At 58.6% G+C, this 23,084-nt stretch carries 22 protein-coding genes; 14 read left to right on the top strand and 8 right to left on the bottom strand.

What is annotated here, in order from left to right; translation table 11 throughout:
- Positions 1-2: 2 nt before the first annotated feature.
- Genes mnmG through BUA42_RS11735 form a run of 4 tightly spaced genes read left to right on the top strand, consistent with a single transcriptional unit; the run spans position 3 to position 4,187 of the window.
- On the top strand, positions 3-1,877 hold the full coding sequence (mnmG, locus tag BUA42_RS11750; protein ID WP_072778435.1) for a tRNA uridine-5-carboxymethylaminomethyl(34) synthesis enzyme MnmG: 1,875 nt from the start codon (positions 3-5) through the stop codon (positions 1,875-1,877).
- Positions 1,874-2,467 carry a 16S rRNA (guanine(527)-N(7))-methyltransferase RsmG gene (gene rsmG, locus BUA42_RS11745; RefSeq protein ID WP_072778039.1) on the top strand — a complete coding sequence of 198 codons (594 nt, stop codon included), beginning with the start codon at positions 1,874-1,876 and terminating at the stop codon, positions 2,465-2,467. The genes mnmG and rsmG overlap by 4 nt, the downstream gene beginning before the upstream one ends.
- Positions 2,460-3,272: a ParA family protein gene (locus tag BUA42_RS11740; RefSeq protein ID WP_072778037.1), complete on the top strand. Its 813-nt coding sequence runs from the start codon at positions 2,460-2,462 to the stop codon at positions 3,270-3,272. The genes rsmG and BUA42_RS11740 overlap by 8 nt, the downstream gene beginning before the upstream one ends.
- Before the next feature lie 9 nt (positions 3,273-3,281).
- A complete protein-coding gene (locus BUA42_RS11735) occupies positions 3,282-4,187 on the top strand; it encodes a ParB/RepB/Spo0J family partition protein (protein ID WP_072778036.1) in 906 nt (301 codons plus the stop codon).
- 1 nt (position 4,188) lies between these two features.
- Here the strand turns inward: BUA42_RS11735 and hemW are convergent, their stop codons facing one another.
- From hemW to rph, 3 genes are read right to left on the bottom strand one after another with little or no spacing between them, the layout of a single operon-like run.
- Entirely contained in the window at positions 4,189-5,364 is a 1,176-nt protein-coding gene (gene hemW, locus BUA42_RS11730; RefSeq protein WP_072778034.1) for a radical SAM family heme chaperone HemW, read from the bottom strand.
- Positions 5,327-5,938 (bottom strand): RdgB/HAM1 family non-canonical purine NTP pyrophosphatase, encoded by a 612-nt coding sequence (rdgB, locus tag BUA42_RS11725; RefSeq protein ID WP_072778032.1) that lies wholly within the window; start codon positions 5,936-5,938, stop codon positions 5,327-5,329. Before rdgB ends, hemW begins: the two co-directional genes overlap by 38 nt.
- Positions 5,935-6,648, bottom strand: coding sequence for a ribonuclease PH (gene rph, locus BUA42_RS11720; protein ID WP_072778030.1), 714 nt, complete (start codon positions 6,646-6,648; stop codon positions 5,935-5,937). Before rph ends, rdgB begins: the two co-directional genes overlap by 4 nt.
- Before the next feature lie 106 nt (positions 6,649-6,754).
- Between rph and hrcA the strand changes: the two genes are divergently transcribed.
- Both hrcA and BUA42_RS11710 read left to right on the top strand, forming a co-directional pair.
- Positions 6,755-7,825: a heat-inducible transcriptional repressor HrcA gene (hrcA, locus tag BUA42_RS11715; RefSeq protein WP_072778028.1), complete on the top strand. Its 1,071-nt coding sequence runs from the start codon at positions 6,755-6,757 to the stop codon at positions 7,823-7,825.
- Between the two features lie 4 nt (positions 7,826-7,829).
- A complete protein-coding gene (locus BUA42_RS11710; RefSeq protein WP_072778026.1) occupies positions 7,830-8,396 on the top strand; it encodes a nucleotide exchange factor GrpE in 567 nt (188 codons plus the stop codon).
- Here the strand turns inward: BUA42_RS11710 and mutS are convergent.
- A complete protein-coding gene (gene mutS / locus BUA42_RS11705) occupies positions 8,393-11,086 on the bottom strand; it encodes a DNA mismatch repair protein MutS (RefSeq protein WP_425435032.1) in 2,694 nt (897 codons plus the stop codon). The genes BUA42_RS11710 and mutS overlap by 4 nt on opposite strands.
- A gap of 54 nt (positions 11,087-11,140) precedes the next feature.
- Between mutS and BUA42_RS11700 the strand changes: the two genes are divergently transcribed.
- Positions 11,141-13,396, top strand: coding sequence for an NADP-dependent malic enzyme (locus BUA42_RS11700; protein ID WP_072778024.1), 2,256 nt, complete (start codon positions 11,141-11,143; stop codon positions 13,394-13,396).
- A 2-nt stretch (positions 13,397-13,398) separates the two neighbouring features.
- Entirely contained in the window at positions 13,399-14,274 is an 876-nt protein-coding gene (locus BUA42_RS11695; protein ID WP_072778022.1) for a ribokinase, read from the top strand.
- On the opposite strand, the gene msrA is transcribed toward BUA42_RS11695, so the two are convergent.
- Positions 14,271-14,930, bottom strand: coding sequence for a peptide-methionine (S)-S-oxide reductase MsrA (gene msrA / locus BUA42_RS11690; RefSeq protein WP_072778021.1), 660 nt, complete (start codon positions 14,928-14,930; stop codon positions 14,271-14,273). The two genes, BUA42_RS11695 and msrA, sit on opposite strands and share 4 nt — an antisense overlap.
- 129 nt (positions 14,931-15,059) lie before the next feature.
- Here msrA and BUA42_RS11685 point away from each other — a divergent pair, with 129 nt between their 5' ends.
- Complete coding sequence (locus BUA42_RS11685) at positions 15,060-15,956, top strand: D-amino acid aminotransferase (protein ID WP_072778020.1); 897 nt, start codon at positions 15,060-15,062, stop codon at positions 15,954-15,956.
- Positions 15,953-16,672 (top strand): sulfotransferase-like domain-containing protein, encoded by a 720-nt coding sequence (locus tag BUA42_RS11680; RefSeq protein WP_072778018.1) that lies wholly within the window; start codon positions 15,953-15,955, stop codon positions 16,670-16,672. Before BUA42_RS11685 ends, BUA42_RS11680 begins: the two co-directional genes overlap by 4 nt.
- Position 16,673: 1 nt before the next feature.
- Here BUA42_RS11680 and BUA42_RS11675 read toward each other — a convergent pair whose 3' ends face one another.
- Positions 16,674-17,900 carry an argininosuccinate synthase gene (locus tag BUA42_RS11675; RefSeq protein WP_072778017.1) on the bottom strand — a complete coding sequence of 409 codons (1,227 nt, stop codon included), beginning with the start codon at positions 17,898-17,900 and terminating at the stop codon, positions 16,674-16,676.
- Between the two features lie 92 nt (positions 17,901-17,992).
- Here BUA42_RS11675 and BUA42_RS11670 point away from each other — a divergent pair, with 92 nt between their 5' ends.
- From BUA42_RS11670 to BUA42_RS11660, 3 genes are read left to right on the top strand one after another with little or no spacing between them, the layout of a single operon-like run.
- Entirely contained in the window at positions 17,993-18,745 is a 753-nt protein-coding gene (locus tag BUA42_RS11670; protein ID WP_072778015.1) for a hypothetical protein, read from the top strand.
- A 38-nt stretch (positions 18,746-18,783) separates the two neighbouring features.
- Complete coding sequence (gene ilvA, locus BUA42_RS11665) at positions 18,784-20,010, top strand: threonine ammonia-lyase IlvA (RefSeq protein WP_072778014.1); 1,227 nt, start codon at positions 18,784-18,786, stop codon at positions 20,008-20,010.
- On the top strand, positions 20,010-20,825 hold the full coding sequence (locus tag BUA42_RS11660) for an SDR family NAD(P)-dependent oxidoreductase (protein ID WP_072778013.1): 816 nt from the start codon (positions 20,010-20,012) through the stop codon (positions 20,823-20,825). Before ilvA ends, BUA42_RS11660 begins: the two co-directional genes overlap by 1 nt.
- 2 nt (positions 20,826-20,827) lie before the next feature.
- On the opposite strand, the gene BUA42_RS11655 is transcribed toward BUA42_RS11660, so the two are convergent.
- Positions 20,828-21,160 (bottom strand): Hpt domain-containing protein, encoded by a 333-nt coding sequence (locus BUA42_RS11655; RefSeq protein WP_072778011.1) that lies wholly within the window; start codon positions 21,158-21,160, stop codon positions 20,828-20,830.
- A gap of 152 nt (positions 21,161-21,312) precedes the next feature.
- On the opposite strand from BUA42_RS11655, the gene BUA42_RS11650 reads away from it, so the two are divergent.
- Positions 21,313-22,575, top strand: coding sequence for a PP2C family protein-serine/threonine phosphatase (locus tag BUA42_RS11650; protein WP_072778010.1), 1,263 nt, complete (start codon positions 21,313-21,315; stop codon positions 22,573-22,575).
- Here the strand turns inward: BUA42_RS11650 and BUA42_RS11645 are convergent.
- A complete protein-coding gene (locus BUA42_RS11645; protein WP_072778009.1) occupies positions 22,543-23,004 on the bottom strand; it encodes an NUDIX hydrolase in 462 nt (153 codons plus the stop codon). The genes BUA42_RS11650 and BUA42_RS11645 overlap by 33 nt on opposite strands.
- Positions 23,005-23,084: the final 80 nt, after the last annotated feature.

Below are 23,084 nucleotides of genomic sequence, written 5' to 3'. Positions count from 1 at the left end.
ACGTGAAACAATTTGATTTCGATGTCATCGTTGTCGGTGGTGGTCATGCGGGCTGCGAAGCGGCGCATGCTGCCGCGCGGCTTGGTGCCAAGACAGCACTTGTCACACTCTCAGAAGCTGGCATCGGCGTGATGTCGTGCAACCCGGCTATCGGCGGGTTGGGAAAAGGGCACCTTGTTCGCGAGATCGATGCGTTTGACGGGGTCATGGGTCGCGTTGCGGATAAGGCCGGTATCCAATTCCGTTTGCTCAACCGTCGCAAGGGGCCGGCGGTACAAGGCCCGCGGGCACAGGCGGATCGAAAGATCTACCAGCGTGAGATGCTTGCAGAAACGAAGTCACGGAAGGACCTGTCGATCCTGGTGGGCGAAGTCACCGACCTGGTCATCGACGACAATAATGTAAGCGGTGTGGTGATTGATGGGGATCAGACCGTCACTGCGCATTCTGTTGTTCTTACGACGGGCACCTTCTTGCGGGGCGTCATCCACATTGGGGACAGACAAATCGCCGGTGGGCGGATGGGTGAAAAACCCTCCATGAAGCTAGCAAAGCGTTTGGATGCGTTTGACCTGCCGCTTGGGCGGCTGAAAACCGGAACGCCACCACGCCTCGATGGTCGCACGATCAGATGGGATGAACTAGAGGCTCAGCCAGGAGATGATGACCCGACGATGTTCTCTTTCCTGTCCGACGCGCCGACAGCGAGGCAGGTGTCCTGCGCCATCACGCATACAAATGACCGCACACACGAGATCATTCGCGACAATCTGGACCGGTCAGCCATGTATGGTGGGCATATCGAAGGCGTGGGGCCGCGATATTGTCCATCGATCGAGGACAAGATCGTACGGTTCGCCGACAAATCCTCGCACCAAATCTTTCTTGAGCCAGAGGGTCTGGACGATCATACGGTGTACCCGAACGGGATCTCGACATCTCTGCCGGAAGAGGTGCAGATCGAGTATGTCCGGTCTATCGCAGGCTTGGAAAACGCCGAGATCCTGCAACCCGGATACGCGATTGAATACGACTACGTTGATCCGCGGGCGTTGAACCTCGATCTGTCGCTTAAAGCCTGCGATGGGCTGTACCTCGCTGGCCAGATCAATGGAACGACCGGGTACGAAGAAGCAGCGGCGCAAGGGCTTGTGGCCGGATTGAATGCCGCTCGTCGTGCCAAATCACTCGATCCTGTCTTTTTCAGCCGGGCTGACAGCTATATCGGTGTGATGATTGACGACCTGACATCGCGCGGAGTGGCGGAACCCTATCGTATGTTTACATCCCGCGCTGAATATCGTCTGTCACTTCGCGCTGACAACGCGGACCAGCGCTTGACGCCATTGGCCGAAGCTTTGGGCTGTCTTTCCGAAGAGCGGAAGTTTGCGTTCGACGCGAAGATGTCAACGATCAATGAGGCGCGGGATCGTTTGGACGCGCTGTCGGTCACTCCAAAAGATCTGATTTCCGCTGGAGTTGCCGTTGCCAAGGACGGAAGTTGCCGCACGGGCTTTGAAGCATTGGCGATAGAGGCGGTGTCGTGGGATGTGCTCACCCATATCGATCCCTCGCTAACAGATGTGGACGACAAAACCCGCGACCAGTTATCGAAGGACGCTTTGTATGCAAACTACATAGAGCGACAGCGAAAAGATATTGAAGCTTTGCAGCGTGATGAAGCGCGTCTTATTCCGGGTGCGTTCGATTTTGATGCGATCGAAGGTCTTTCTAATGAGCTCAAGCAAAAGCTCAGGGCGTCTCAACCCTCGAATATTGCCCAGGCGTCGCGGATTGATGGCATGACGCCCTCAGCTTTGCTCCTCATCCTGTCGCGCCTTCGATCCAAGAGCGAAAACCTGCGAGAAGCTGGATGAATGTTTCACGTGAAACATCTGAGCGCCTCGCAACCTATCTTGAGCTTCTTAAAAAATGGTCCAAGAAAATCAACCTTGTGTCCCCTGCGTCCTTAAAGGATGCCAGGTCGCGTCATTTCGCGGATTCCATTCAGCTGGCCCGTCTTTGCAAGGAAAGCGCGAAAACATGGGTTGATCTCGGGTCCGGTGGTGGGTTCCCAGGTGCTGTCGTGGCTATTGTTCTTGCGGAAGAAAGACCGGATCTTTCGATGACCCTGGTCGAAAGCGATCAAAGGAAATGCGCGTTTCTACGGAGTGTTTCACGTGAAACATCCGTGCCCTTCAATGTCATCGCTAAACGCATAGAAGACGTTGCACCCTTGAAGGCTGACATGCTGAGCGCCCGCGCCTTGGCGCCTCTCACCGACCTTTGTACGTTTGCCGAACGGCATTTGCACAAAGATGGAACGGCGCTGTTTCCAAAGGGTGCAAAGTGGGTAGACGAAGTGAAAACCGCACAAAAGAAGTGGCGATTCAGCCTCCAAACACATACAAGTGAGACAAGCCCAGAGGCCGTGATTTTGGAGATCGGAGAGCTTTCACGTGCATGACCCGACGCGTCCGTCCGGACCAAAGATCATCGCAATCGCCAACCAGAAAGGCGGCGTTGGCAAGACCACGACCGCGATCAATTTTGCCTCCGCTTTGGCAGAGATTGGGCAGAATGTGCTGCTTGTCGATCTTGACCCGCAGGGAAATGCGTCCACGGGGCTTGGCATCATGCCGGAAGACCGCCGGGCTACGACCTACGATCTTCTTTTGGACGACTTCCCGCTAGCAGACATCATTTGCCGGACGGAGCAAAAGAACTTAAGCATCGTGCCTTCGACCACCGATCTGAGTTCTGCGGATATTGAGCTGATCGCAAATGAAAAGCGCAGTTTTCTGCTGCATGACGCGTTGCGGCAAACGGATATCGACCAATTCATGTTCGATTACATCCTGATCGACTGTCCGCCGTCGCTAAACCTCTTGACCGTAAACGCCATGGTCGCCGCGCATTCGGTGCTGGTGCCGCTGCAGAGTGAATTCTTTGCGCTTGAAGGATTGAGTCAGTTAATGCTGACCATCCGGGAGGTGCGTCAGACCGCGAACCCCAACCTTCGGATCGAGGGGGTGGTCCTGACGATGTATGACTCGCGAAATAATCTGTCCCAACAGGTCGAGATGGACGCGCGCGAAAACCTTGGGGATCTGGTGTTCCAGACGGTGATTCCCCGGAACGTCCGTGTGAGTGAGGCTCCGTCTTACGCGGTGCCGGTTCTGGCCTACGACACGAATTCCAAAGGCGCGCTCGCGTACAGGTCTTTGGCGCGCGAGTTTTTGGGCAGACGCGACGCGATGACAGCAGCATAGGACACAGGAATGGCCGAGAAAAAAGAACAACGACGCGGACTGGGGCGCGGTCTGTCGGCCTTGATGGCCGACATCGAACCCAATGCAGAGGCAGGGCAGGCAGCCGCACGACCAAGTCGCACGCTTCCCGTTGAACAGTTGTTTCCGAACCCCGATCAGCCGCGGCGTCACTTTGATGCCGATGCGCTGGATGAGCTCAAGGCGTCGATCAAAAGCAAGGGCGTGATTCAGCCGCTGATCGTTCGACCGAAAGCGGGCGAAACAGACGCCTATGAGATCGTCGCGGGAGAACGCCGTTGGCGCGCGGCGCAGGCGGCCGGTGTGCATGACGTGCCGGTGGTCGTCCGGGAGTTTTCCGACGAGGACGTGCTTGAGATCGCGATTATCGAAAACATTCAACGTGCTGATTTGAATGCGATTGAAGAAGCGGCTGGCTACGAACAGCTCATGTCGCGATTTGGGCATACGCAGGAAAAACTTGCGCAGGCGCTGGGCAAAAGCCGGAGCCACATCGCCAACCTTTTGCGGCTTCTTACGCTGCCGGATGTTGTGAAGAAGGCGGTTCAGGATGGTAAATTGTCCGCCGGACATGCGCGTGCACTGGTGACCGCCCCAGACCCGGTGTTGCTTGCCGGTGATATCGTGCGTCGCGGGCTGTCTGTGCGCGAAACCGAAAAACTGGTCAAGGATGCTCAGAACCCGCGTGCCGAGAAACCTGCGAAGGCCAAGGGCACGTCTTCGAGCGGAAGCAAGGACGCGGATACGAAGGCTTTAGAGGGCGATCTGTCTGCAGCTTTGGGCATGAACGTGTCGATCAATCACCATGCCGGCAAGGAATCTGGAGCGGTCACGATCACATACGAGACCCTGGAAGACCTGGATTCTCTCTGCGCCGTGTTGAGCGCCGGGCGCTAGGTCAGGCGCGCGCGAGCTGCGAAATCAGATGGTTCAAAAGCGGACGGCCTTTTTCGGTCGCTCCGATATGAGTGTCAGATTTCCAAACAAGCCCATCTTCAATCAACGCATGAAGGCGCGGTTCGTCGAGAATTTCCGATACGTCATCAATATGTAGACCTTCGGACAAACGAAGCCCCATGATAAGGCGTTCATCTGCTATATCTTGCTGATTCAAACTGCTGGATGATCGAATGCCGGTACCGTCAGAAACGGCTTTCAGCCACGCCTCCGGTTGTTTCCAGCTTTCGGTGGCCTTTCGGATGCCATTCACAGTCACGCGACCATGCGCGCCGGGCCCGACACCTACGTAATCGCCACCGCGCCAGTAGATTAGATTGTGTTTCGACTCGGCCCCGGGACCCGCATGGTTCGACACTTCGTACGCGGGAAGCCCCGCCGCTTGGCAAAGCTCTTGGGTCAGATCATACATGTCAGCGCCGAGATCATCGTTCGGCAATCCCCTGAGCATGCCGCGGGCGGCGCGATCCCAGAACGCGGTGCCTTCCTCGATGGTGAGTTGGTAGAGCGACAGGTGATCGACCGCCATGTCCAGCGCCTGACTCAATTCTGCGCGCCAGTCGTCGAGGGTTTGATCCTGTCGGGCGTAGATCAGGTCAAAACTCACACGGTCGAAGTATTCCCGCGCGACGGAAAATGCGGCCTGCGCTTCTTTTGCGGAGTGCAGACGACCAAGTTTGCGCAGTGACGCGTCGTCCAGCGCCTGCACGCCGAGTGAAACGCGATTGACGCCAAGACGGGCGTAACCTTCGAACCGGCGCGCTTCGACCGATGTCGGATTGGCTTCCAGAGTGATTTCGATATCGTTGGAAAAACTCCACACCTCGCGCGCCGCATCAAGGACGGCAGATACCGTTGCTGGTTCCATGAGACTTGGCGTTCCGCCACCAAAAAAGATCGATGAAAGGACGCGAGGCCCGGTCTTTTGCCCATTGCGTCGGATCTCCAAAGCAAGCGCGTCGGCCCAAGCCGCTTGATCCACAGCAGAACGAACATGGCTGTTGAAGTCGCAATACGGGCATTTTGCAGCACAGAAGGGCCAATGCACGTAAAGGCCAAAGCCACGTTCCTGCCAGAGGTCAGGCAAAGCACCCCGCCACGAATTTGCGGAACGCATCCGCACGGTGGCTGATACGGTTCTTTTCCCAGCGGTCCATTTCCCCGAAGGTCACGTCATAGCCGTCGGGTTGAAACACCGGGTCGTAGCCGTGTCCCTGATCCCCGCGCATCGGCCAGACAATCTGGCCCTCCATCGTCCCAGGGAAGACCTCGTCATGGCCATCGGGCCAGGCGAGAACAAGCGTGCAGCAGAAGCGTCCGGTCCAAGGGGGTTCGACGCCTGAATTCAGAATGGCGGCATAGGCCTTTTCCATCGCCATGACGAAGTCGCGACCCGTCTCTGTTTCCGCCCAATCCGCTGTGTAGACGCCCGGTGCGCCGCCAAGCGCATCGATCTCAAGACCACTGTCATCGGACAGCGCAGGCAGGCCCGTCGCTTTTGCGGCCGCATGCGCCTTGATGCGGGCGTTTTCCACGAACGTGGTTCCGTCTTCGACAGGTTCAGGCAAATCCATCTCGGCCGCGCCGACAACCGTGACGCCGTAGTCTTTCAGAAGATCTGCGATCTCTTCCAGTTTGCCCTGATTGTGCGTTGCAACAAGGAGCCGATCACCGTCGAACTTTCGTGTCATTCGGCTGCCTTCAGTTGCAGCGAGACGAGTTCCTGCACGCCGGCATCCGCGAGGCCCAAAAGCTCTGTCATCTGATCGCGCGAGAAGGTGGAGCCCTCTGCGGACATCTGGACTTCGATCAGTTGACCATCGCCGCGCATGATGAAGTTGCCGTCGACACCGGCCTCGGAATCCTCGGGGTAGTCGAGGTCAAGTACGGCCTGACCCGCGTAAATTCCGCAACTCACCGCGGCAACCGGCGACACGAGCGGATCGCTGATGACGTCACCCGCTTTCATCAACTGATTGACGGCAAGGCGCAGGGCGACCCAGCCACCCGTAATGGATGCACAGCGGGTGCCGCCGTCTGCCTGGATCACGTCGCAATCGACAGTGACCTGACGCTCTCCAAGGGCGACGCGATCGACGCCGGCGCGCAAACTGCGCCCGATTAGTCTCTGAATCTCGACCGTGCGACCCTGTTGTTTGCCTGCCGAACTTTCGCGGCGCATGCGGCTTGTCGTGGAACGCGGAAGCATCCCGTATTCAGCGGTCACCCAGCCAAGCCCCGATCCCTTGATAAAGGGCGGTACGCGGTCTTCGATGGTGGCGGTGCAGAGCACATGAGTGTCACCCATGCGGATCATGCATGAGCCCTCTGCGTGTTTGCTGATCCCGGTTTCGATTGAAACCGCGCGCATTTCGCTTAATTTCCGTCCTGACGGTCGCATGGTACTTCCCTTTGATTGCCGTGTACGGATACAGGCAGGCTTTCCGGTTTCGCAAGCCGATAGTCGTGGCCAAAAAGACCGGTTCTGAACGTTGTGAGGAAATGAGTTGAGCGAAGCGTCGAAACTTCTGGATGAACTCAATGATCGGTCGCGCGAGGTTTTTCGCAAGGTCGTTGAGGGGTATCTGTTCAGTGGCGAACCCGTCGGGTCCCGCACGCTGACGCGTACGCTTGATGAAAAGGTCTCTGCCGCGACGATTCGGAATGTCATGCAGGACCTCGAATTTCTTGGATTGCTTGATAGCCCCCACATCAGCGCCGGACGCGTTCCGACGCAGCTTGGTCTGAGGATGTTTGTCGATGGTCTTCTGGAGGTGCGCGACCTCGATCAGGAAGATCGCGAAAAGATTGACGCAACCGTCACAAGCAACAGCCAGGATGTTGGTCAAATCCTTGATCGCGTCGGGTCGGCCTTGTCGGGTGTCACTCAAGGGGCCTCGCTTGTTCTGACGCCCAAGCATGAAGCGGCGATCAAGCATATCGAGTTTGTCCCGATTGGCGGCGATCAAGCGCTGGTCGTTCTCGTGTTTGACGACGGACATGTCGAGAATCGCCTGTTCACGCCACCGCCGGGGCAGACGCCAAGCTCCATGCGGGAAGCGGCGAATTTCCTGAACGCGCTTGTTGAGGGTAAAACCCTTTCCGAACTCCGCAGGACAATGAAAGAAGAGATCGCGCGGAAACGGCAGGAACTGGATAGCCTTGCTGCAACGCTTGTCGATCAGGGGCTTGCCGCGTGGGACACGGAAGGCGACATGCCAGAGCGGTTGATCGTACGAGGGCGGTCGAACCTGCTAGCAGAGGACGCCCATGCCGAAGAACTGGACCGCATCAAAGAACTGTTCGATGACCTCGAGCGCAAGCGCGATATCGCCGAATTCCTTGAACTGACTGAACAAGGTGACGGTGTGCGCATTTTTATCGGGTCCGAGAACAAACTTTTCTCACTTTCGGGTTCCTCTTTGGTGGTGTCTCCATATATGAACGCTGATCGAAAAATAATCGGTGCGGTTGGGGTCATTGGCCCGACACGTCTGAATTACGGACGGATCGTGCCGATCGTGGATTACACTGCGCAGCTCGTCGGGAAACTTCTCGGCGACCGCAACCAAGGGTAACGAGATGGCCGAAACGGATCACACGAAGGATTTTCTGGATAGCCTGGCCGAGGCCGAGGCAGAGGAAAACGAAGCGCTGGAAGAAGAGATCACAGACGAGGTCGCTGAGATCGACGCCCTGCGCGCGGAGCGGGATGATCTGAAAGACAAATTCATGCGCGCGCTGGCGGATGCCGAAAACGCACGCAAGCGGTCTGACAAGGACCGGCGTGAGGCGCACCAATATGGTGGATCCCGTTTGGCGCGGGATCTTTTGCCGGTTTATGACAACCTGCAGCGTGCCTTGGATGCGATCCCCGAGGAACAACGTGAGGCGTCAAAAGCCTTCATTGAAGGTGTGGAGCTGACTATGCGCGAATTGCTGAATGTGTTCAGCAAACATGGCGTGACGGCAATCAAACCCGAAGTGGGGGAAAAGTTCGACCCTCAGTTGCACGAGGCGATGTTCGAAGCGCCGGTTCCTGGCACCAAAGCGGGTGACATCATCCAGGTATCGGCGGAAGGCTTCATGCTCTACGATCGTCTGCTACGCCCGGCGCAGGTCGGCGTGAGCTCCATGCCCAAATCCTAAGTCTTGGTGTCCTGCAGAAGCGATTTCAGGTGATATAGAGCCTGTAGCGCTTCCATCGGGGTCATTTCGTCGGGGTGCAGTTCCTTGATCTGCGCCTCGATTTTGGACTCTGCGCCTGGCTTCGTCGGAGCTGGCGCATTCGCGATCGCGGAAAACAGTGGAAGATCGTCGATCAGCGCTTTCGGAGAGGTGTTCTCCCGTTCGCCCTTTTCGAGCGCATCCAGAACAGAACGAGCGCGGGTGATAACAGCCGGGGGAAGCCCGGCAAGTTGCGCCACCTGTACACCGTATGATCTGTCAGCGGCACCTTCGTGCACTTCGTGCAGGAAAATGACGTCCCCCTCCCATTCACGAACCGCGACAGTCGCGTTGCGGACGCCATCAAGTTTGGAGGCGAGGGCGGTGAGCTCATGGTAATGCGTGGCGAACAAGGCGCGCACCTTGTTGACCGATTGCAAGTGTTCCAGCGTCGCCCAGGCAATGGACAAGCCGTCATAGGTCGCCGTGCCACGTCCGATTTCATCCAAAATCACAAGGGCGCGGTCATCCGCCTGATTCAGGATCGCTGCGGTCTCGACCATTTCGACCATGAAGGTCGACCGCCCGCGCGCCAAATCGTCGGATGCACCAACGCGACTGAAGATCTGACTGACAAGCCCGACATGCGCCGACTCTGCCGGAACGTAGGACCCGGTCTGCGCAAGCAGAGCGATCAGCGCGTTCTGGCGCAGGTAAGTGGATTTACCGGCCATGTTCGGACCGGTCAGCAAGGCGATGCTGGCACCATCATCGTCTGCCGTCAGTTGGCAATCGTTGGCGACAAAGCTGGACCCGCCTTGTGCTCTCAGCGCCTTTTCGACCACCGGGTGTCGGCCCGACGTCACGTCAAACGCGCGGCTCGCATCGACGGTGGGTCGACACCAGTCAAGGTCCGTCGCCAGATCGGCCAAGGCGCTACAGACATCGAATTCCGCCAAAGCTTGCGCCAGTGCTGCCATATCTGCTTGTTTGTCCAGAATTGCGCGACTTAGGCTGGAATAGAGACGCTTCTCGATCTCTAGCGCTTCGCTTCCGGCGTTCATGATGCGGCGTTCAAGTTCGGACAGTTCGACGGTTGTAAACCGGATCTGGTTGGCCGTGGTCTGCCGGTGGATGAAGGTTTCATTCAACGGCGGCGCCATCATCTTTTCGGCATGCGTTGCCGTCGTTTCGATGAAGTAGCCCAAGACGTTGTTGTGCTTGATCTTGAGAGACGCGACGCCGGTTTGTTCCGAATACGTCTTTTGAAGCCCGGCGATCACGCCCCGGCCTTCGTCGCGAAGTTTGCGGGCTTCATCAAGATCGGTATCATAACCTGCCGCGATGAACCCACCGTCGCGGGCGAGGAGGGGAGGCTCTGCAACCAGCGCATCGTCCAGTAAGCCGCGCAATTCGTCGTGTCCGGTCAAGGCGTGCATTGCATCGGCGACGATCTCTGGCGGGGGTGCCTCGGCCAGCAAAGCGGAAATCGCGATGGACTGCTCCAAAGCCGAGCGGATCGCGGTCATATCCCGCGGTTCTCCGCGATCGAGACCAAGGCGGGACAGCGCGCGGTCTACATCGGGGACGCGCTTCAGGGCATCGCGGACCTTTTGCGCGATCTCGGGCATCTCGCGAAACCAGGTGATGCCGTCCTGGCGGCGGTGAATATTGTCCAGATCGCAAGACGGTGTGGAGAGACGCCGTTCCAAAAGGCGCGCACCCCCGGCGGTGACGGTGCGATCGACCACCGAGAGCAAGGAGCCTGCGCGCCCGCCTTGCAGGCTGTGCGTGATTTCAAGGTTGCGCCGCGTTGCCGCGTCGATCTGCATCGCGCTGTGCAGCTTTTCTTGCTGTGGCGGTCGCAAGAGCGGCAGTTTGCCCTTTTGGGTAAGGTCCAGGTAATCGACCAAAGCCCCCATGGCCGAGACCTCGGGTCGCGAAAACTGACCGAAGGCATCAAGCGAAGCAACACCGAATTGCGCGTTCAGCCGGGTCAGGGCGCTGGTGGAATCAAAGCTCGATTTGCCCAGTTCGGTCGGTTCGATCCCGAGGTCTTCGAAGATCGTGTGTAGCCCGTCGTGCGGATTTTCGGAGATCAGGATTTCTGCCGGTGCCAGACAGGCCAATTCCGGACCAACACGCGCGAGGGTGATTGGAAGAACGTGAAAGGCCCCGGTCGAAATGTCCGTCCAGGCCAGCGCCCAATCGTCTCTAACGTGGGCCAAAGCGGCCAAATAGTTGTGCCGACGCGCTTCGAGCAGCGTCTCTTCTGTCAGTGTTCCGGGTGTCACCAAACGCACAACGTCCCGCTTTACGACCGACTTGGAACCGCGCTTTTTTGCTTCTGCCGGGCTTTCCATCTGCTCGCACACGGCAACGCGAAAACCTTTGCGGATCAGCGTCAGCAGGTAACCTTCGGCGGAATGCACCGGTACCCCACACATCGGGATGTCTGCACCATCGTGCTTGCCGCGTTTCGTGAGCGCGATGTCCAGCGCTTCGGAAGCCGCAACAGCGTCATCGAAGAACAATTCGTAAAAGTCACCCATGCGGTAGAACAACAATGCGTCCGCGTACTGGGATTTGATTTCCAGATATTGCGCCATCATGGGAGTGACGGCTGATTTATTCGCGTTCACGCGCTTCCCCTTGGTGCTTTGGCGTGACATTAAGGCGACCGACCAGAACGAAAAAGCCGATTTTCCTGAAGACGAGACCCCAGCATGGCGAAACCCAAATACACGCGCGAAGAAGCGCTGGCCTTTCACCTCGAACCGACCCCCGGCAAATGGGAGGTCCAGGCCACGGTCCCGATGACCACGCAGCGTGATCTGTCTTTGGCCTATAGCCCGGGTGTGGCCGTGCCGTGCGAGGATATCGCCAAGGATCCGGGGCTTGCCTACGACTACACGAACAAAGGTAATCTGGTTGCGGTGATCTCGAACGGAACGGCGGTTCTGGGGCTTGGTAACCTTGGCGCGCTGGGCTCCAAGCCGGTGATGGAAGGCAAGTCGGTTCTGTTCAAGCGGTTCGCGGACGTCAATTCGATTGATATCGAGCTGGATACTGAAGACCCGGACGAGTTCTGCAAGGCTGTGCGGTTGATGGGCCCGACCTTTGGCGGGATCAACCTTGAAGACATCAAGGCGCCCGAATGCTTCATCATCGAACAGCGTCTCAAGGAAGAGATGGACATCCCGGTCTTCCACGATGACCAGCACGGGACGGCTGTCATCTGTGCCGCGGGGCTCATCAATGCGCTGCACATCTCGGGCAAGAAGATCGAGGATGTGAAGATCGTGCTCAACGGTGCGGGCGCAGCGGGGATCGCGTGTATCGAACTTCTGAAACGCATGGGCGCGCGGCACGAGAATTGCATCGTCGCCGACACCAAGGGCGTGATCTATCAGGGCCGCACCGACGGAATGAACCAGTGGAAATCGGCGCATGCGGTCAAGACAGATGCGCGCACTCTGGAAGAGGCGATGAAAGATGCCGACGTGTTCCTGGGTGTGAGCGCGAAGGGGGCGGTCACGCAGGACATGGTTGCGTCCATGGCGGACAACCCGGTGATTTTCGCGATGGCGAACCCCGATCCCGAGATCACACCGGAAGAGGCGCATGAGGTCCGGGTCGATGCCATCGTCGCCACTGGACGCAGTGACTACCCGAACCAGGTGAACAATGTCCTTGGGTTTCCGTATCTCTTCCGAGGTGCGCTCGACATCCACGCCCGCGCGATCAATGACGAGATGAAGATCGCCTGCGCTCAGGCATTGGCCGACCTCGCGCGCGAGGATGTGCCAGACGAAGTCGCGCTGGCCTATGGCAAAAGCCTGACTTTCGGGCGCGATTACATCATTCCCACGCCGTTCGATCCGCGACTGATCCATCGCATCCCGCCCGCCGTGGCGAAGGCTGGCATGGACACAGGGGCGGCGCGGCGTCCGATCATCGACCTCGACGCCTATGAAGAGACCTTGAAATCGCGCATGGACCCGACGGCGAGCATTCTACGAAGCATCAATGCGCGCGCCCGTGCGGCGCAGGCACGCATGATCTTTGCAGAGGGCGACGACCCACGCGTGTTGCGTGCGGCAGTGATGTACCAGCGATCCGGGTTCGGTAAAGCGCTGGTCGTCGGGCGCGACGCGGATGTGAAGAAAAAGCTCGAAGACAGCGGGCTGGGTGATGCGGTTCGGGAAATCGAGGTTATCAACGCTGCCAACACACCGCATTTCGACACTTATAAAGCGTTTCTCTACGACCGGCTCCAGCGCAAAGGTTACGACGCACAGGACATCCATCGTCTTGCCGCGCGCGACCGGCATGTGTTCGCGGCCCTGATGCTCGCCCACGGGCATGGCGATGCGCTTGTCACCGGGGCAACGCGCAAGTCGGCGCATGTACTTGAGCTTATCAATCACGTCTTCGATGCGGATGCGGCGCATGGAGCGGCCGGTGTGACGGCGTTGCTCAACAAGGGGCGGATCATCCTGATCTCGGACACGCTGGTGCACGAATGGCCGGATGATGAAGACCTTGCCAATATCGCCGAACGCGCCGCCGAGGTCGCCCGCCTGATTGGGTTGGAACCGCGCGTTGCGTTCGTGTCGTTCTCGACCTTTGGCTATCCGATCTCGGAGCGGGCGGAAAAGATGGCGCATGCACCTGCAGTGCTGGATCGGCGCGGCGTGAATTTCGAATACGAAGGCGAGATGACGGTTGATGTAGCCCTGAATCGCACCGCGCAGAGCCAGTATCCGTTCCAAAGACTGACCGGTCCAGCGAACATACTGGTCGTGCCGGCCCGCCACTCCGCTTCGATTTCCGTCAAGCTCATGCAGGAAATGGGTGGCGCGACTGTGATTGGCCCGATTCTGGCTGGTGTGGATCGGTCGATCCAGATCTGTTCAACCACGATGACGGCCAATGACATCCTGAACATGGCCGTTCTGGCCGCCTGCAAAGGCGTCTAGTTGTGACCGTCTTCAACCTTGGCTCTATCAATGCGGATCTTTTCTATGACGTCCCGCATCTGATCGCGCCGGGTGAGACGCTTGCCGCAACCCGTCACTTTCGCGGTCTGGGCGGTAAAGGCGCGAACATGTCCGTCGCCGTGGCGCGCGCGGCATCGCGAGTGGTGCATATCGGCGCTGTAGGAGCTGACGGGCGCTGGGCGGTGGATCGACTTCTCGAATACGGGGTGGACACGCGTCACATCGTTGAGGTCGACGATCCGACCGGGCACGCGATCATCATGGTTGCCAGCGATGGCGAGAACGCGATCCTCATCCATCCTGGCGCAAATCACGCCGTAACAGAGACACATATCGCCGATGCGCTGACGGAGGCGACCGAAGCCGACACGTTCCTGTTTCAGAACGAGATCTCGTCTCAGGTCGCTGGTGCGACGCAAGCCTCTGCACGGGGAATGCGCGTGGTTTACGCCGCGGCCCCGTTCGATGCTCAGGCCGTGAAAGCGGTTTTGCCCTTGCTTGACGCGTTGGTGATGAACGAAGTCGAAGCGCGGCAGCTGTCGGATGCTATTGGCGTCAGCCTGACCGATTTGCCGGTGCGGGACATCATTGTGACCTTGGGCGCCGATGGATGCCGTTGGCTGAACACCGATACGGGCGAAGATCAAACCTTCCCGGCGATACCGGTCACCCCTGTCGACACGACTGGCGCGGGGGATACGTTTACAGGGTATCTGGTGGCGGCACTGGACCGTGGTATGCCGATGGAACAGGCGATTTCACTGGGGCAGCAGGCCGGGGCGATCATGGTCACGCGGCACGGGACGGCGGATGTGATCCCGGACCTCAAAGATGTACAGGACGCTCGGCTTGGTTAATTCACGAACGGCGCGGCGTTGCCCCAGAGTTGCTTGATCCGGGCGTCGCGACCGCAGGCTGTTCGGTACCGCTTGTAAGCCTCGCTTTGTTTGATCGGACCGAAGCGGGTCAACACTCGGTTGGTGCCCTTGTAGTAGTTCTGATGGTAGTCCTCGGCCTCGAAGAATGCCTTGGCTGAAAGGATTGGTGTCACGATCCGCTGACCCAGTTCTGCCTGCGCCTTGGCCTTGGCTTGTTCGGCAGCGGCTTTTTGCGCTGAGTCAGAGACGAAAATCGCAGTCGCATAGCTTTGTCCGCGGTCACAGAACTGGCCACCTGCGTCTGTCGGGTCGATGGACCGGAAGAACATATCGTAAAGCTGATTCTGCGAGATCCGGCCACTGTCATAAATGATCTTCACCGCCTCGTAATGGCCGGTGCGCCCGCCTGTGACCTGCTTGTAGGTCGGGTTGTCGGTAGTGCCGCCGGTGTAGCCGGATACAACCTCTTTGACGCCGCGCACCCGTTCGAAATCGGCCTCGACGCACCAGAAACATCCGCCGGCCACGACAAGCTCGCGCGTTTCGCCCGCCTTGGCAGACAGGGTTTGTAAGGCCAGTCCTGCGAAGATCGCAAAGGAGAGGAGGATCGGGTGGGAGTGCTTCAGGGGTCGCATCGCAATTCCTTTCACCCGAAAGCTTGCGGCGTGCGGGACGTCAAAGCAATCGCTGTAAGAGGATTTCACCGAATGGTGAGAGCAAGTTACCTCTTGGCCGTCGGCCTCGTGCGGCCTAGCGTGCCGGACATGGACAAGATCACGACGCATCAGGCGCAGGAAGATGCGCGGAACGAAACCATCCTCATTTGGGTCAACGGCGCGCTAAAACAGCGGGCTGAAGCCATGGTCAGCGTGTTCGATTCCGGGTTCATGTTGGGTGACGGCGTTTGGGAGGGCCTGCGGCTCTACAATGGGCGTTGGTCGTTTCTGGAGGAACATCTTGACCGGCTGTTCGAAGCTGCGAAGGCGATTGATCTCGATATCGGAATGGGTCGCGACGGCATCATTGCTGCCCTTGAAGAAACACGTCGCGCGAACTCCATGGACACCGACGCGCATGCCCGTTTGATGGTAACGCGTGGCACAAAGCTTCGTCCGTTCCAGCATCCGTCGCTCAGCCGATATGGCCCGACGGTTGTGATCATCATGGAGCATTCCCGCCCGTCGATTCCGCGCCCGGTGCGTTTGGCGACGGTCCCGCATATCCGCGGGCTGCCGATGAGCCAGGATCCAAAGCTGAACAGCCATTCCAAGCTGAACTGTGTCCTGGCGTGCATCGCCGCCGAGAAAGCCGGGGCGGATGAGGCCCTGATGCTGGACGTTCATGGCTTTGTGAACACGACAAATGCCTGCAACTTCTTCATCGTCCGCAAGGGTGAGGTTTGGACCTCGACCGGTGACTATTGCATGAACGGCATCACGCGGCAGAAGGTGATCGACCTTTGCCGTGCCCATGGCATTCCGGTGTTTGAACGAAACTTTTCGCTTGTCGACTGTTACGGCGCCGACGAGGCTTTCCTGACCGGAACCTTCGGCGCACAAACACCGGTGGGTGAGATCGACGGCCGGATGATCGGAGACGGTGCCTTGGGACCGGTGACCGCGCGTATCAGGCAGCTTTACAAGGACCTGGTCGGCGCATGAGGCTGGCGATGTGGTCCAGCCCGCGCAACCTGTCGACCGCGATGATGTACGCCTTTGCGCAGCGTTCGGACTTTGCCGTCTGGGACGAGCCATTCTATGGCCCTTATCTGCACGCAACAGGGCTCGACCACCCGATGCGCGACGCGGTCCTGGCGGATCGCGTTGAAAGCGCAGTTGAGGTGGAACAGAAACTGTTGGGACCAATTCCCGACGGCAAGCCACACGTCTATCACAAGCATATGTGCCAGCACATGGTCGACGGCATTCCACGCGGTTTCATGGCCGATTGCGTGAACGTGTTCCTGATCCGTCACCCGGCGCGCGTGGTGGCGAGTTTCATGAAGGAAATCCCCGAGATAACCGCCCATGACATTGGTTTTGAGATGCAGGCGGAACTGTTCGATCAGATCTGCGCAATGGGTCAAAGCCCCGTCGTGATCGACAGCGCCGATATACGGGAACGTCCAGAGCGCATGCTGCGTGCACTATGCGAGGCCATCGGTCTTGATTGGGATGCCGCAATGCTGTCTTGGCCGAAGGGGCCGAAACCCTATGACGGCATCTGGGCACCGGTCTGGTACAAATCATTGCATAAAACGACCGGCTTTGCGGGCCCCGAAGGGCCTTTGCCCAAGCTTTCGGAGGAGGCTCAAAAGCTCGTGGAAATGGCGATGCCGTTCTACGAGACCATGAAGGACAAGTGCCTGCGCGTCTGACTTAGCCTTTCAACCGACGGTTCCGGGCTGCCAGAAGTTTCAGACGCAGAGCATTCAACTGAATGAAGCCCTGCGCATCCTTCTGGTCGTATGCGCCTGCGTCTTCCTCGAAGGTCACGTGCGCTTCGGAATAGAGCGAATGGTCTGACCAGCGGGCCACCGTGTTGACCGAGCCTTTGTAGAGCTTCAGACGCACCGTGCCTGTCACGTGCTCCTGCGATTTGTCGATCAGCGCCTGCATCATTTCGCGCTCTGGCGAGTACCAGAAACCGTTGTAGATCAGCTCCGCGTAGCGCGGCATGATCGAATCCTTCAGATGGCCTGCACCTGAATCGAGTGTGATCTGCTCGATTCCGCGATGAGCTTCGAGCAAGACAGTCCCGCCGGGAGTTTCGTAGATCCCGCGGGATTTCATTCCGACAAAACGGTTTTCCACGAGGTCAAGCCGACCGACGCCGTGCTTGCCGCCCAGTTCGTTCAGCTTGGTCAGGATCGCTGCGGGTGACATCGCCTCGCCATTGATGGCCACCGCGTCGCCTTTTTCGAAGGTGATCTCGACCATTTCGGGGGTATCGGGCGCATCCTCGGGGTGGACGGTGCGCTGGTAGACGTAATCGGGCGCTTCCTGCGCCGGGTCTTCCAGAACCTTGCCTTCGGACGAGGTGTGCAGAAGGTTCGCATCGACCGAGAATGGCGCTTCGCCGCGCTTATCCTTCGCGATGGGGATCTGGTTCTTTTCCGCGAAGTCGAGCAGTTTGGTGCGCGACGACAGATCCCATTCCCGCCACGGCGCGATCACCTTGATATCCGGGTTCAGCGCGTAGGCGGCCAGTTCAAACCGCACCTGGTCATTGCCTTTGCCGGTCGCCCCGTGGCTCACGGCGTCAGCGCCAGTTTCGGCGGCAATCTCGACAAGTCGCTTGGAAATCAGCGGCCGTGCGATGGATGTGCCCAGCAAATACAGACCCTCATAAAGGGCATTCGCGCGGAACATCGGGAACACGAAGTCGCGTACGAATTCCTCGCGGATGTCTTCGATGTAGATGTTCTCGGGCTTGATCCCAAGCATCACCGCCTTCTCGCGCGCGGGCTCAAGTTCTTCGCCCTGACCCAGATCGGCCGTGAAGGTCACGACTTCGCAGCCATACTCCGTTTGCAGCCATTTCAGGATGATCGAGGTATCGAGGCCACCGGAATAGGCCAGAACAACTTTTTTCGGCGCAGACATGGGTTTTCCTTTAACGGGTTTGCTCGGGCGATTACTTGTTTTTCAGGATAGGGGCAAGAAGTGCGGCGTGCGTCGCAGAAAGAGGTGGGACTATGAAGGGTTGGCAGATTTTCCGCCATTCGTTCAATCTGGTGATGGCCAATTTGGATCAGGCGCTGCGCCTGTCCTTGGTGCTCTACCTCGTTCAGAGCTTTTACATGATCTACAACGTCTTCAATCCGCCGGAGATGATGGAGTTCGAAGGGACCGAGATTCCGGTCATGGCGCCGGAAACGGTCCTGCCAACAATCCTTTTGGGCTTGCTTGCGATTGTCGCGAGTCTTTGGATAGCCGTGGCCTGGCACCGGTTCGCCCTGACGGGAGAGACCGCCGTGGGTTGGGTTCCGCGGTTCCACGGATCGAACATCTTGGGCTACCTTGGCCGTTCCATCCTCATCGGCATTCTCGTGGTGTTGGGCGTCATCGTTGCGTCTGTCCCGATCGGGATCATTTCGATTGGCATGCCGGCGCTGGCCGGTGGCATGTCGCTGATCCTCATCGGCCTCGGCGCTTATCTGTTTTTCCGCCTTGGGGTCATGCTGCCAGCTGCTGCGCTGGGCGAAAAGCTGGCGCTTGGCGCGGCATGGGATGCCACCAAGGGCGAAAGTGGGACGATTGTCACCCTGGCCATGATTGTCGTGGGCGCCAGCATCCTGATTCAACTGCCCTCGTGGTTCAACGAGAACCCGACATCGGTCCTGAACATCGTTTATTCGCTGGTGGTCAATTGGTTGGCCACGATCATTGGCATCTCGGTCCTGACAACGCTCTACGGGCATTTCGTCGAAGGTCGTCCCATCGACTGATGTCTTGCCTTGCGGCGCAGAATGCCTAGGGGTGGTGTATGACCGATTTTGAAAAGGCCGCGCGAAACGCCGAAGCCGCCATGCGCGACGTGTTTCCGCCAACACCGCTATTACGCAATGCGCATCTGTCCGAGATGTACGACGCTGAGATCTATCTCAAGCGCGAAGACCTCTCCCCAGTGAGAAGTTACAAGCTGCGCGGTGCGTTCAACGCGATGCGCAAACACCCGGATACGTCTTTGTTCGTCTGTGCGAGTGCGGGCAACCATGCACAGGGCGTTGCCTATATGTGCAAGCATTTCGGCAAGAGCGGCGTGATCTTCATGCCGGTGACGACGCCCCAACAGAAGATCCAGAAAACGGCGGTGTTTGGCGGTGATAGTGTCGAAATCCGCCTGACGGGCGACTACTTCGACGACACGCTTGCCTCGGCTCAGGCGTTTTGTGCCGAAGCGGGCGGTCACTTCCTGTCGCCCTTCGACGACGATGATGTGATCGAGGGGCAGGCCAGCGTCGCGGTCGAGATGGTCGAACAGCTTGGCGGTTTGCCGGATCACCTTGTCGTGCCCGTGGGTGGAGGCGGCCTTTCGGCTGGGATGCTCAGCTATCTCGGCAACGCCTGTCAATACACCTTTGTGGAACCCGCTGGCGGTGCCTGTTTGCGGGCCGCATTGGAAGCTGGCAAGCCCGTGCGGCTCGACCATGTGAACACGTTCACTGATGGTGCCGCCGTTGGCCAGATTGGCCTGCGTCCGTTCGAGAGATTGAAAGGCGTGGGCGTCGCGAACTCGCTGACGATCAATGAAGACCGGCTTTGTACGACGATCCTCGAAATGTTGAATGTCGAAGGCATCGTTCTTGAGCCTGCTGGAGCGCTCTCGGTGGATGCGCTCAAGGACTTGGCTCAGGCGATACGCGGCCGGACGGTGGTTTGCGTCACAACGGGCGGCAATTTCGATTTCGAGCGTCTGCCCGAGGTCAAAGAGCGCGCACAGAAATACCTTGGCGTGAAAAAGTACTTCATCCTCCGCCTGCCGCAGCGACCGGGCGCGTTGAAAGGCTTCCTTGGTTTTCTGGGACCCGAAGACGATATCGCGCGGTTTGAGTACCTGAAGAAATCGGCGCGCAACTACGGGTCCGTTCTGATCGGGATCGAGACCAAAAACGCCGAAAACTTCGACCGTCTATTTGAAAAACTCGATGCCGAAGGGTTCACGTATCAGGACATCACCGACGACGATCTACTGTCGCAGTTCGTGATCTGATGCAGTTCGACGGGGCCTCAGCCATCGTCACCGGTGCCGGGCAGGGCATTGGATTGTCCCTTGCAAAGGCTCTGGCAGCGCGCGGCGTTCGTGTTCTGACCAGCGATCTCTCCTCTGACTTGGCCGAACAGGCGGCACACTCTGTCGGTGGTGTTCCACACGCTGGTGACCTTTGTGATCCGGACGTCATCGCGTCGATGGTTGAGACGGCGGAAACCGAGTTCGGTCGCGTGGATATGCTGTTTTCCAATGCCGGTTTCGCGCTGGGCGAACCTGATGGGCCGACGTCGCAAACCGATTCGCATTGGCAGGACAGTTGGGACATTCATGTCATGGCACATCTGCGTGCATCGCGACGTGTCTTGCCGCAGATGATCGCGCGTGGTTCCGGCGTGTTGGTGAATGTCGCCTCTGCCGCGGGGCTGCTTTCGCAAATCGGGGACGCTGCGTACTCTGCCACGAAACACGCTGCAGTGAGCCTCGCGCAATCTCTGGCTATCGAACATGGGCATCAGGGCATTCAGGTTTCGGTGGTGTGCCCGCTTTATGTTGCGACGCCGCTGCTGGGATATGATCACCCTGACGATGCGAACATCCCGGATCGAGTCATTACGCCGGACGAAGTGGCTCAGGCGACGATCGCGGGTGTCGAGGGTAAGCGGTTCATGATCTATCCGCACCCAGAAGCGCAGGCGTTCTTCCAGAAACGCGCAACTGACACGGACCGATGGATCGCAGGAATGCAAAGGCTGCGCGCTGCCGTCAAAGAGCAGACATCAGGCACCGACCCGGCCGCCCTGCATCGATTCATCTGACTCTAGGCCGCGAAACGCGTCGCCATTTCCCTTTCGAACAGCGCGCGGGAATCGCAATAGAGTTTGCGAAGCTCTGCCGCGTTCACGGAAAGCACCCCGTTGGCAGCGTCGATCTCGCCCTGGCTGCACATCTGGGACACGTCCCGAAAACCCAGGTTCAACGCCGACCCTTTGAGGAAATGCAAAAGCTCCTGCGTGCGCACGATATCGTTGCCGTCCTTGTCCAGCCGGTTCAGCGTGTCTTCGACTTCCAAAAGGAAGAGTTCCGCCACCTCGTCAAAGTCCTCGGCGCCAATTTCGTCGCGCAGTTCTGCAACCCGGGTCCAGTCAATCATCGCAACCTCCTGTGTTGCCGCTGGCTAGCAAATGAACATGAAAAAGAGACGACATCCAAACCGAAGATACGCTGCATTTTAGCATTCACACCTGCTTAATAACTCGGGCCTAATGAGGTGCCGGGGGCCGACGCTCGGGTCGTGACATGGGTATGTATGAGAACGCAGAGTCTGCGTTCCCCACAGTGCAAAGTGACTGTTTGCGGCGGGTTCTCGTCGTGGATGACAGCCGCGCGCAGCGTCGGATCCTCACCCTCATGCTGAAACGCTGGGGGTTCGAAGTGGCCGAGGCGGAAGACGCGGTCAGCGCACTTCATCTTTGTGCCGAATTCGTCCCTGACCTCGTGATTTCCGACTGGATGATGCCCGGCATGACCGGTGTGGAATTCTGTCGCGCCTTTCGCGATATCTCGCGTGACAGCTACGGATACTTCATCCTTCTGACGTCAAAGACGGACAAGGCTGCGGTCGCGTCGGGACTCGAATCAGGGGCAGATGATTTTTTGTCGAAACCTGTGAACGCCGATGAACTGCGCGCCCGGATCAACGCCGGAGCGCGGCTGCTCGCGATGCAGCGCGAAGTGATGAACAAGAACGCACTCATCGCGGAAACCCTGGCAGAGCTTCAGAAGGTACACGCGTCGATCAACAAGGACTTGCAGCAGGCCCGCATCCTTCAGCAATCGTTGATGCCTACGCGGTCGGCAAAGTTTGGCAAAAGCCGCGTCAGTGTCCTGCTGCACTCATGCGGTCAGGTGGGTGGTGATCTTGCCGGAATGTTTGGGACCGAGTCTGGCGATTTTGGCCTGTTCAGTCTCGATGTTTCCGGACATGGGATCACTTCGGCCATGATGACGGCGCGGGTTTCCGGCTATCTCAGTTCAAAACACCCCGACGAAAACCTAGCGCTTTGTCGGGACGGGTCAGGATACCGTTTCCTTCCTCCGAAAACCGTGGCGTCCCGTCTGAATGACCGGATGGTCGATCAGCCGGGAGTCACCGAGTATCTCACGATGGCCTACATGCAGGTGTCGGCGTCCGGGCAGGCACGTTTTGTACAGGCGGGTCATCCAGCGCCGCTTTTGCTGCGCGCCGATGGCACGGCGTCATTTGTCGGGGATGGCGGACTTCCCGTCGGTCTGATTGCCGGTGCCACGTATGAAGAGCACGACCTGAAGCTGAATGCAGGGGACCGGGTCCTGCTGTATTCAGACGGTTTCACCGAGGCGATCCTGCCGGATGGGTCCATGCTTAACGAGGAGGGGCTGATGACACTGGCACTGTCTGTGGCAGACGACGCGACCGGTCCGGACTTCCTCGACGCGCTCTACGATGCGCTCAAGACGAAGACTGCGTTTGCGGGTGAGCTTGAGGATGACGTCTCAGCCGCGTTTCTGGAATATGGTGGCCCGTGATGCGTACCGATGAACAAAGTCGCGATCCCCGGAATTGGCAAGGTAATCCATCGCAGTATCCGGGGTCATCCAAAGCGCCGTGTGATCTGGTTCAATCGGGTCCCCGTAGCGGACAACCGGCACGGCCATGTAGATGAGGCACAGCTTTTCCGCCCAGAGGTCATATTCCGGCATGTAGGTGAACCGGCGGTATGCACCCAATCGCTGCGGGCGCGCGATCCGCCAGCCGGTTTCTTCGTACACCTCGCGGAACAGCGCCTGAACGGGTGACTCTCCGGGATCTACCCCGCCGCCGGGCAGCTGGTACTCCGGTTCCGGGGCGGATTGGTGCGTCAGAAGAAGCCCATCCCGCCCCGGAAGGATGGCATAGGCCCCCGTGCGCAACGTATAGCGCCGACCCGGTTCCGGAATTTCTCCAAACCTGCGCATACTGCCAATTCTCCTCTGCCCCTTGGACCTGCCTGATCGTCCCTTATATAGTCGCGGTATGCCGGAGGGCGGCAAGCAAG

It is taken from the genome of Marivita hallyeonensis, assembly GCF_900129875.1.
GTDB lineage: Bacteria > Pseudomonadota > Alphaproteobacteria > Rhodobacterales > Rhodobacteraceae > Marivita > Marivita hallyeonensis.
Note: the sequence above shows the minus strand (reverse complement) of the source record. Positions and strands in the feature narration are given on the sequence as shown.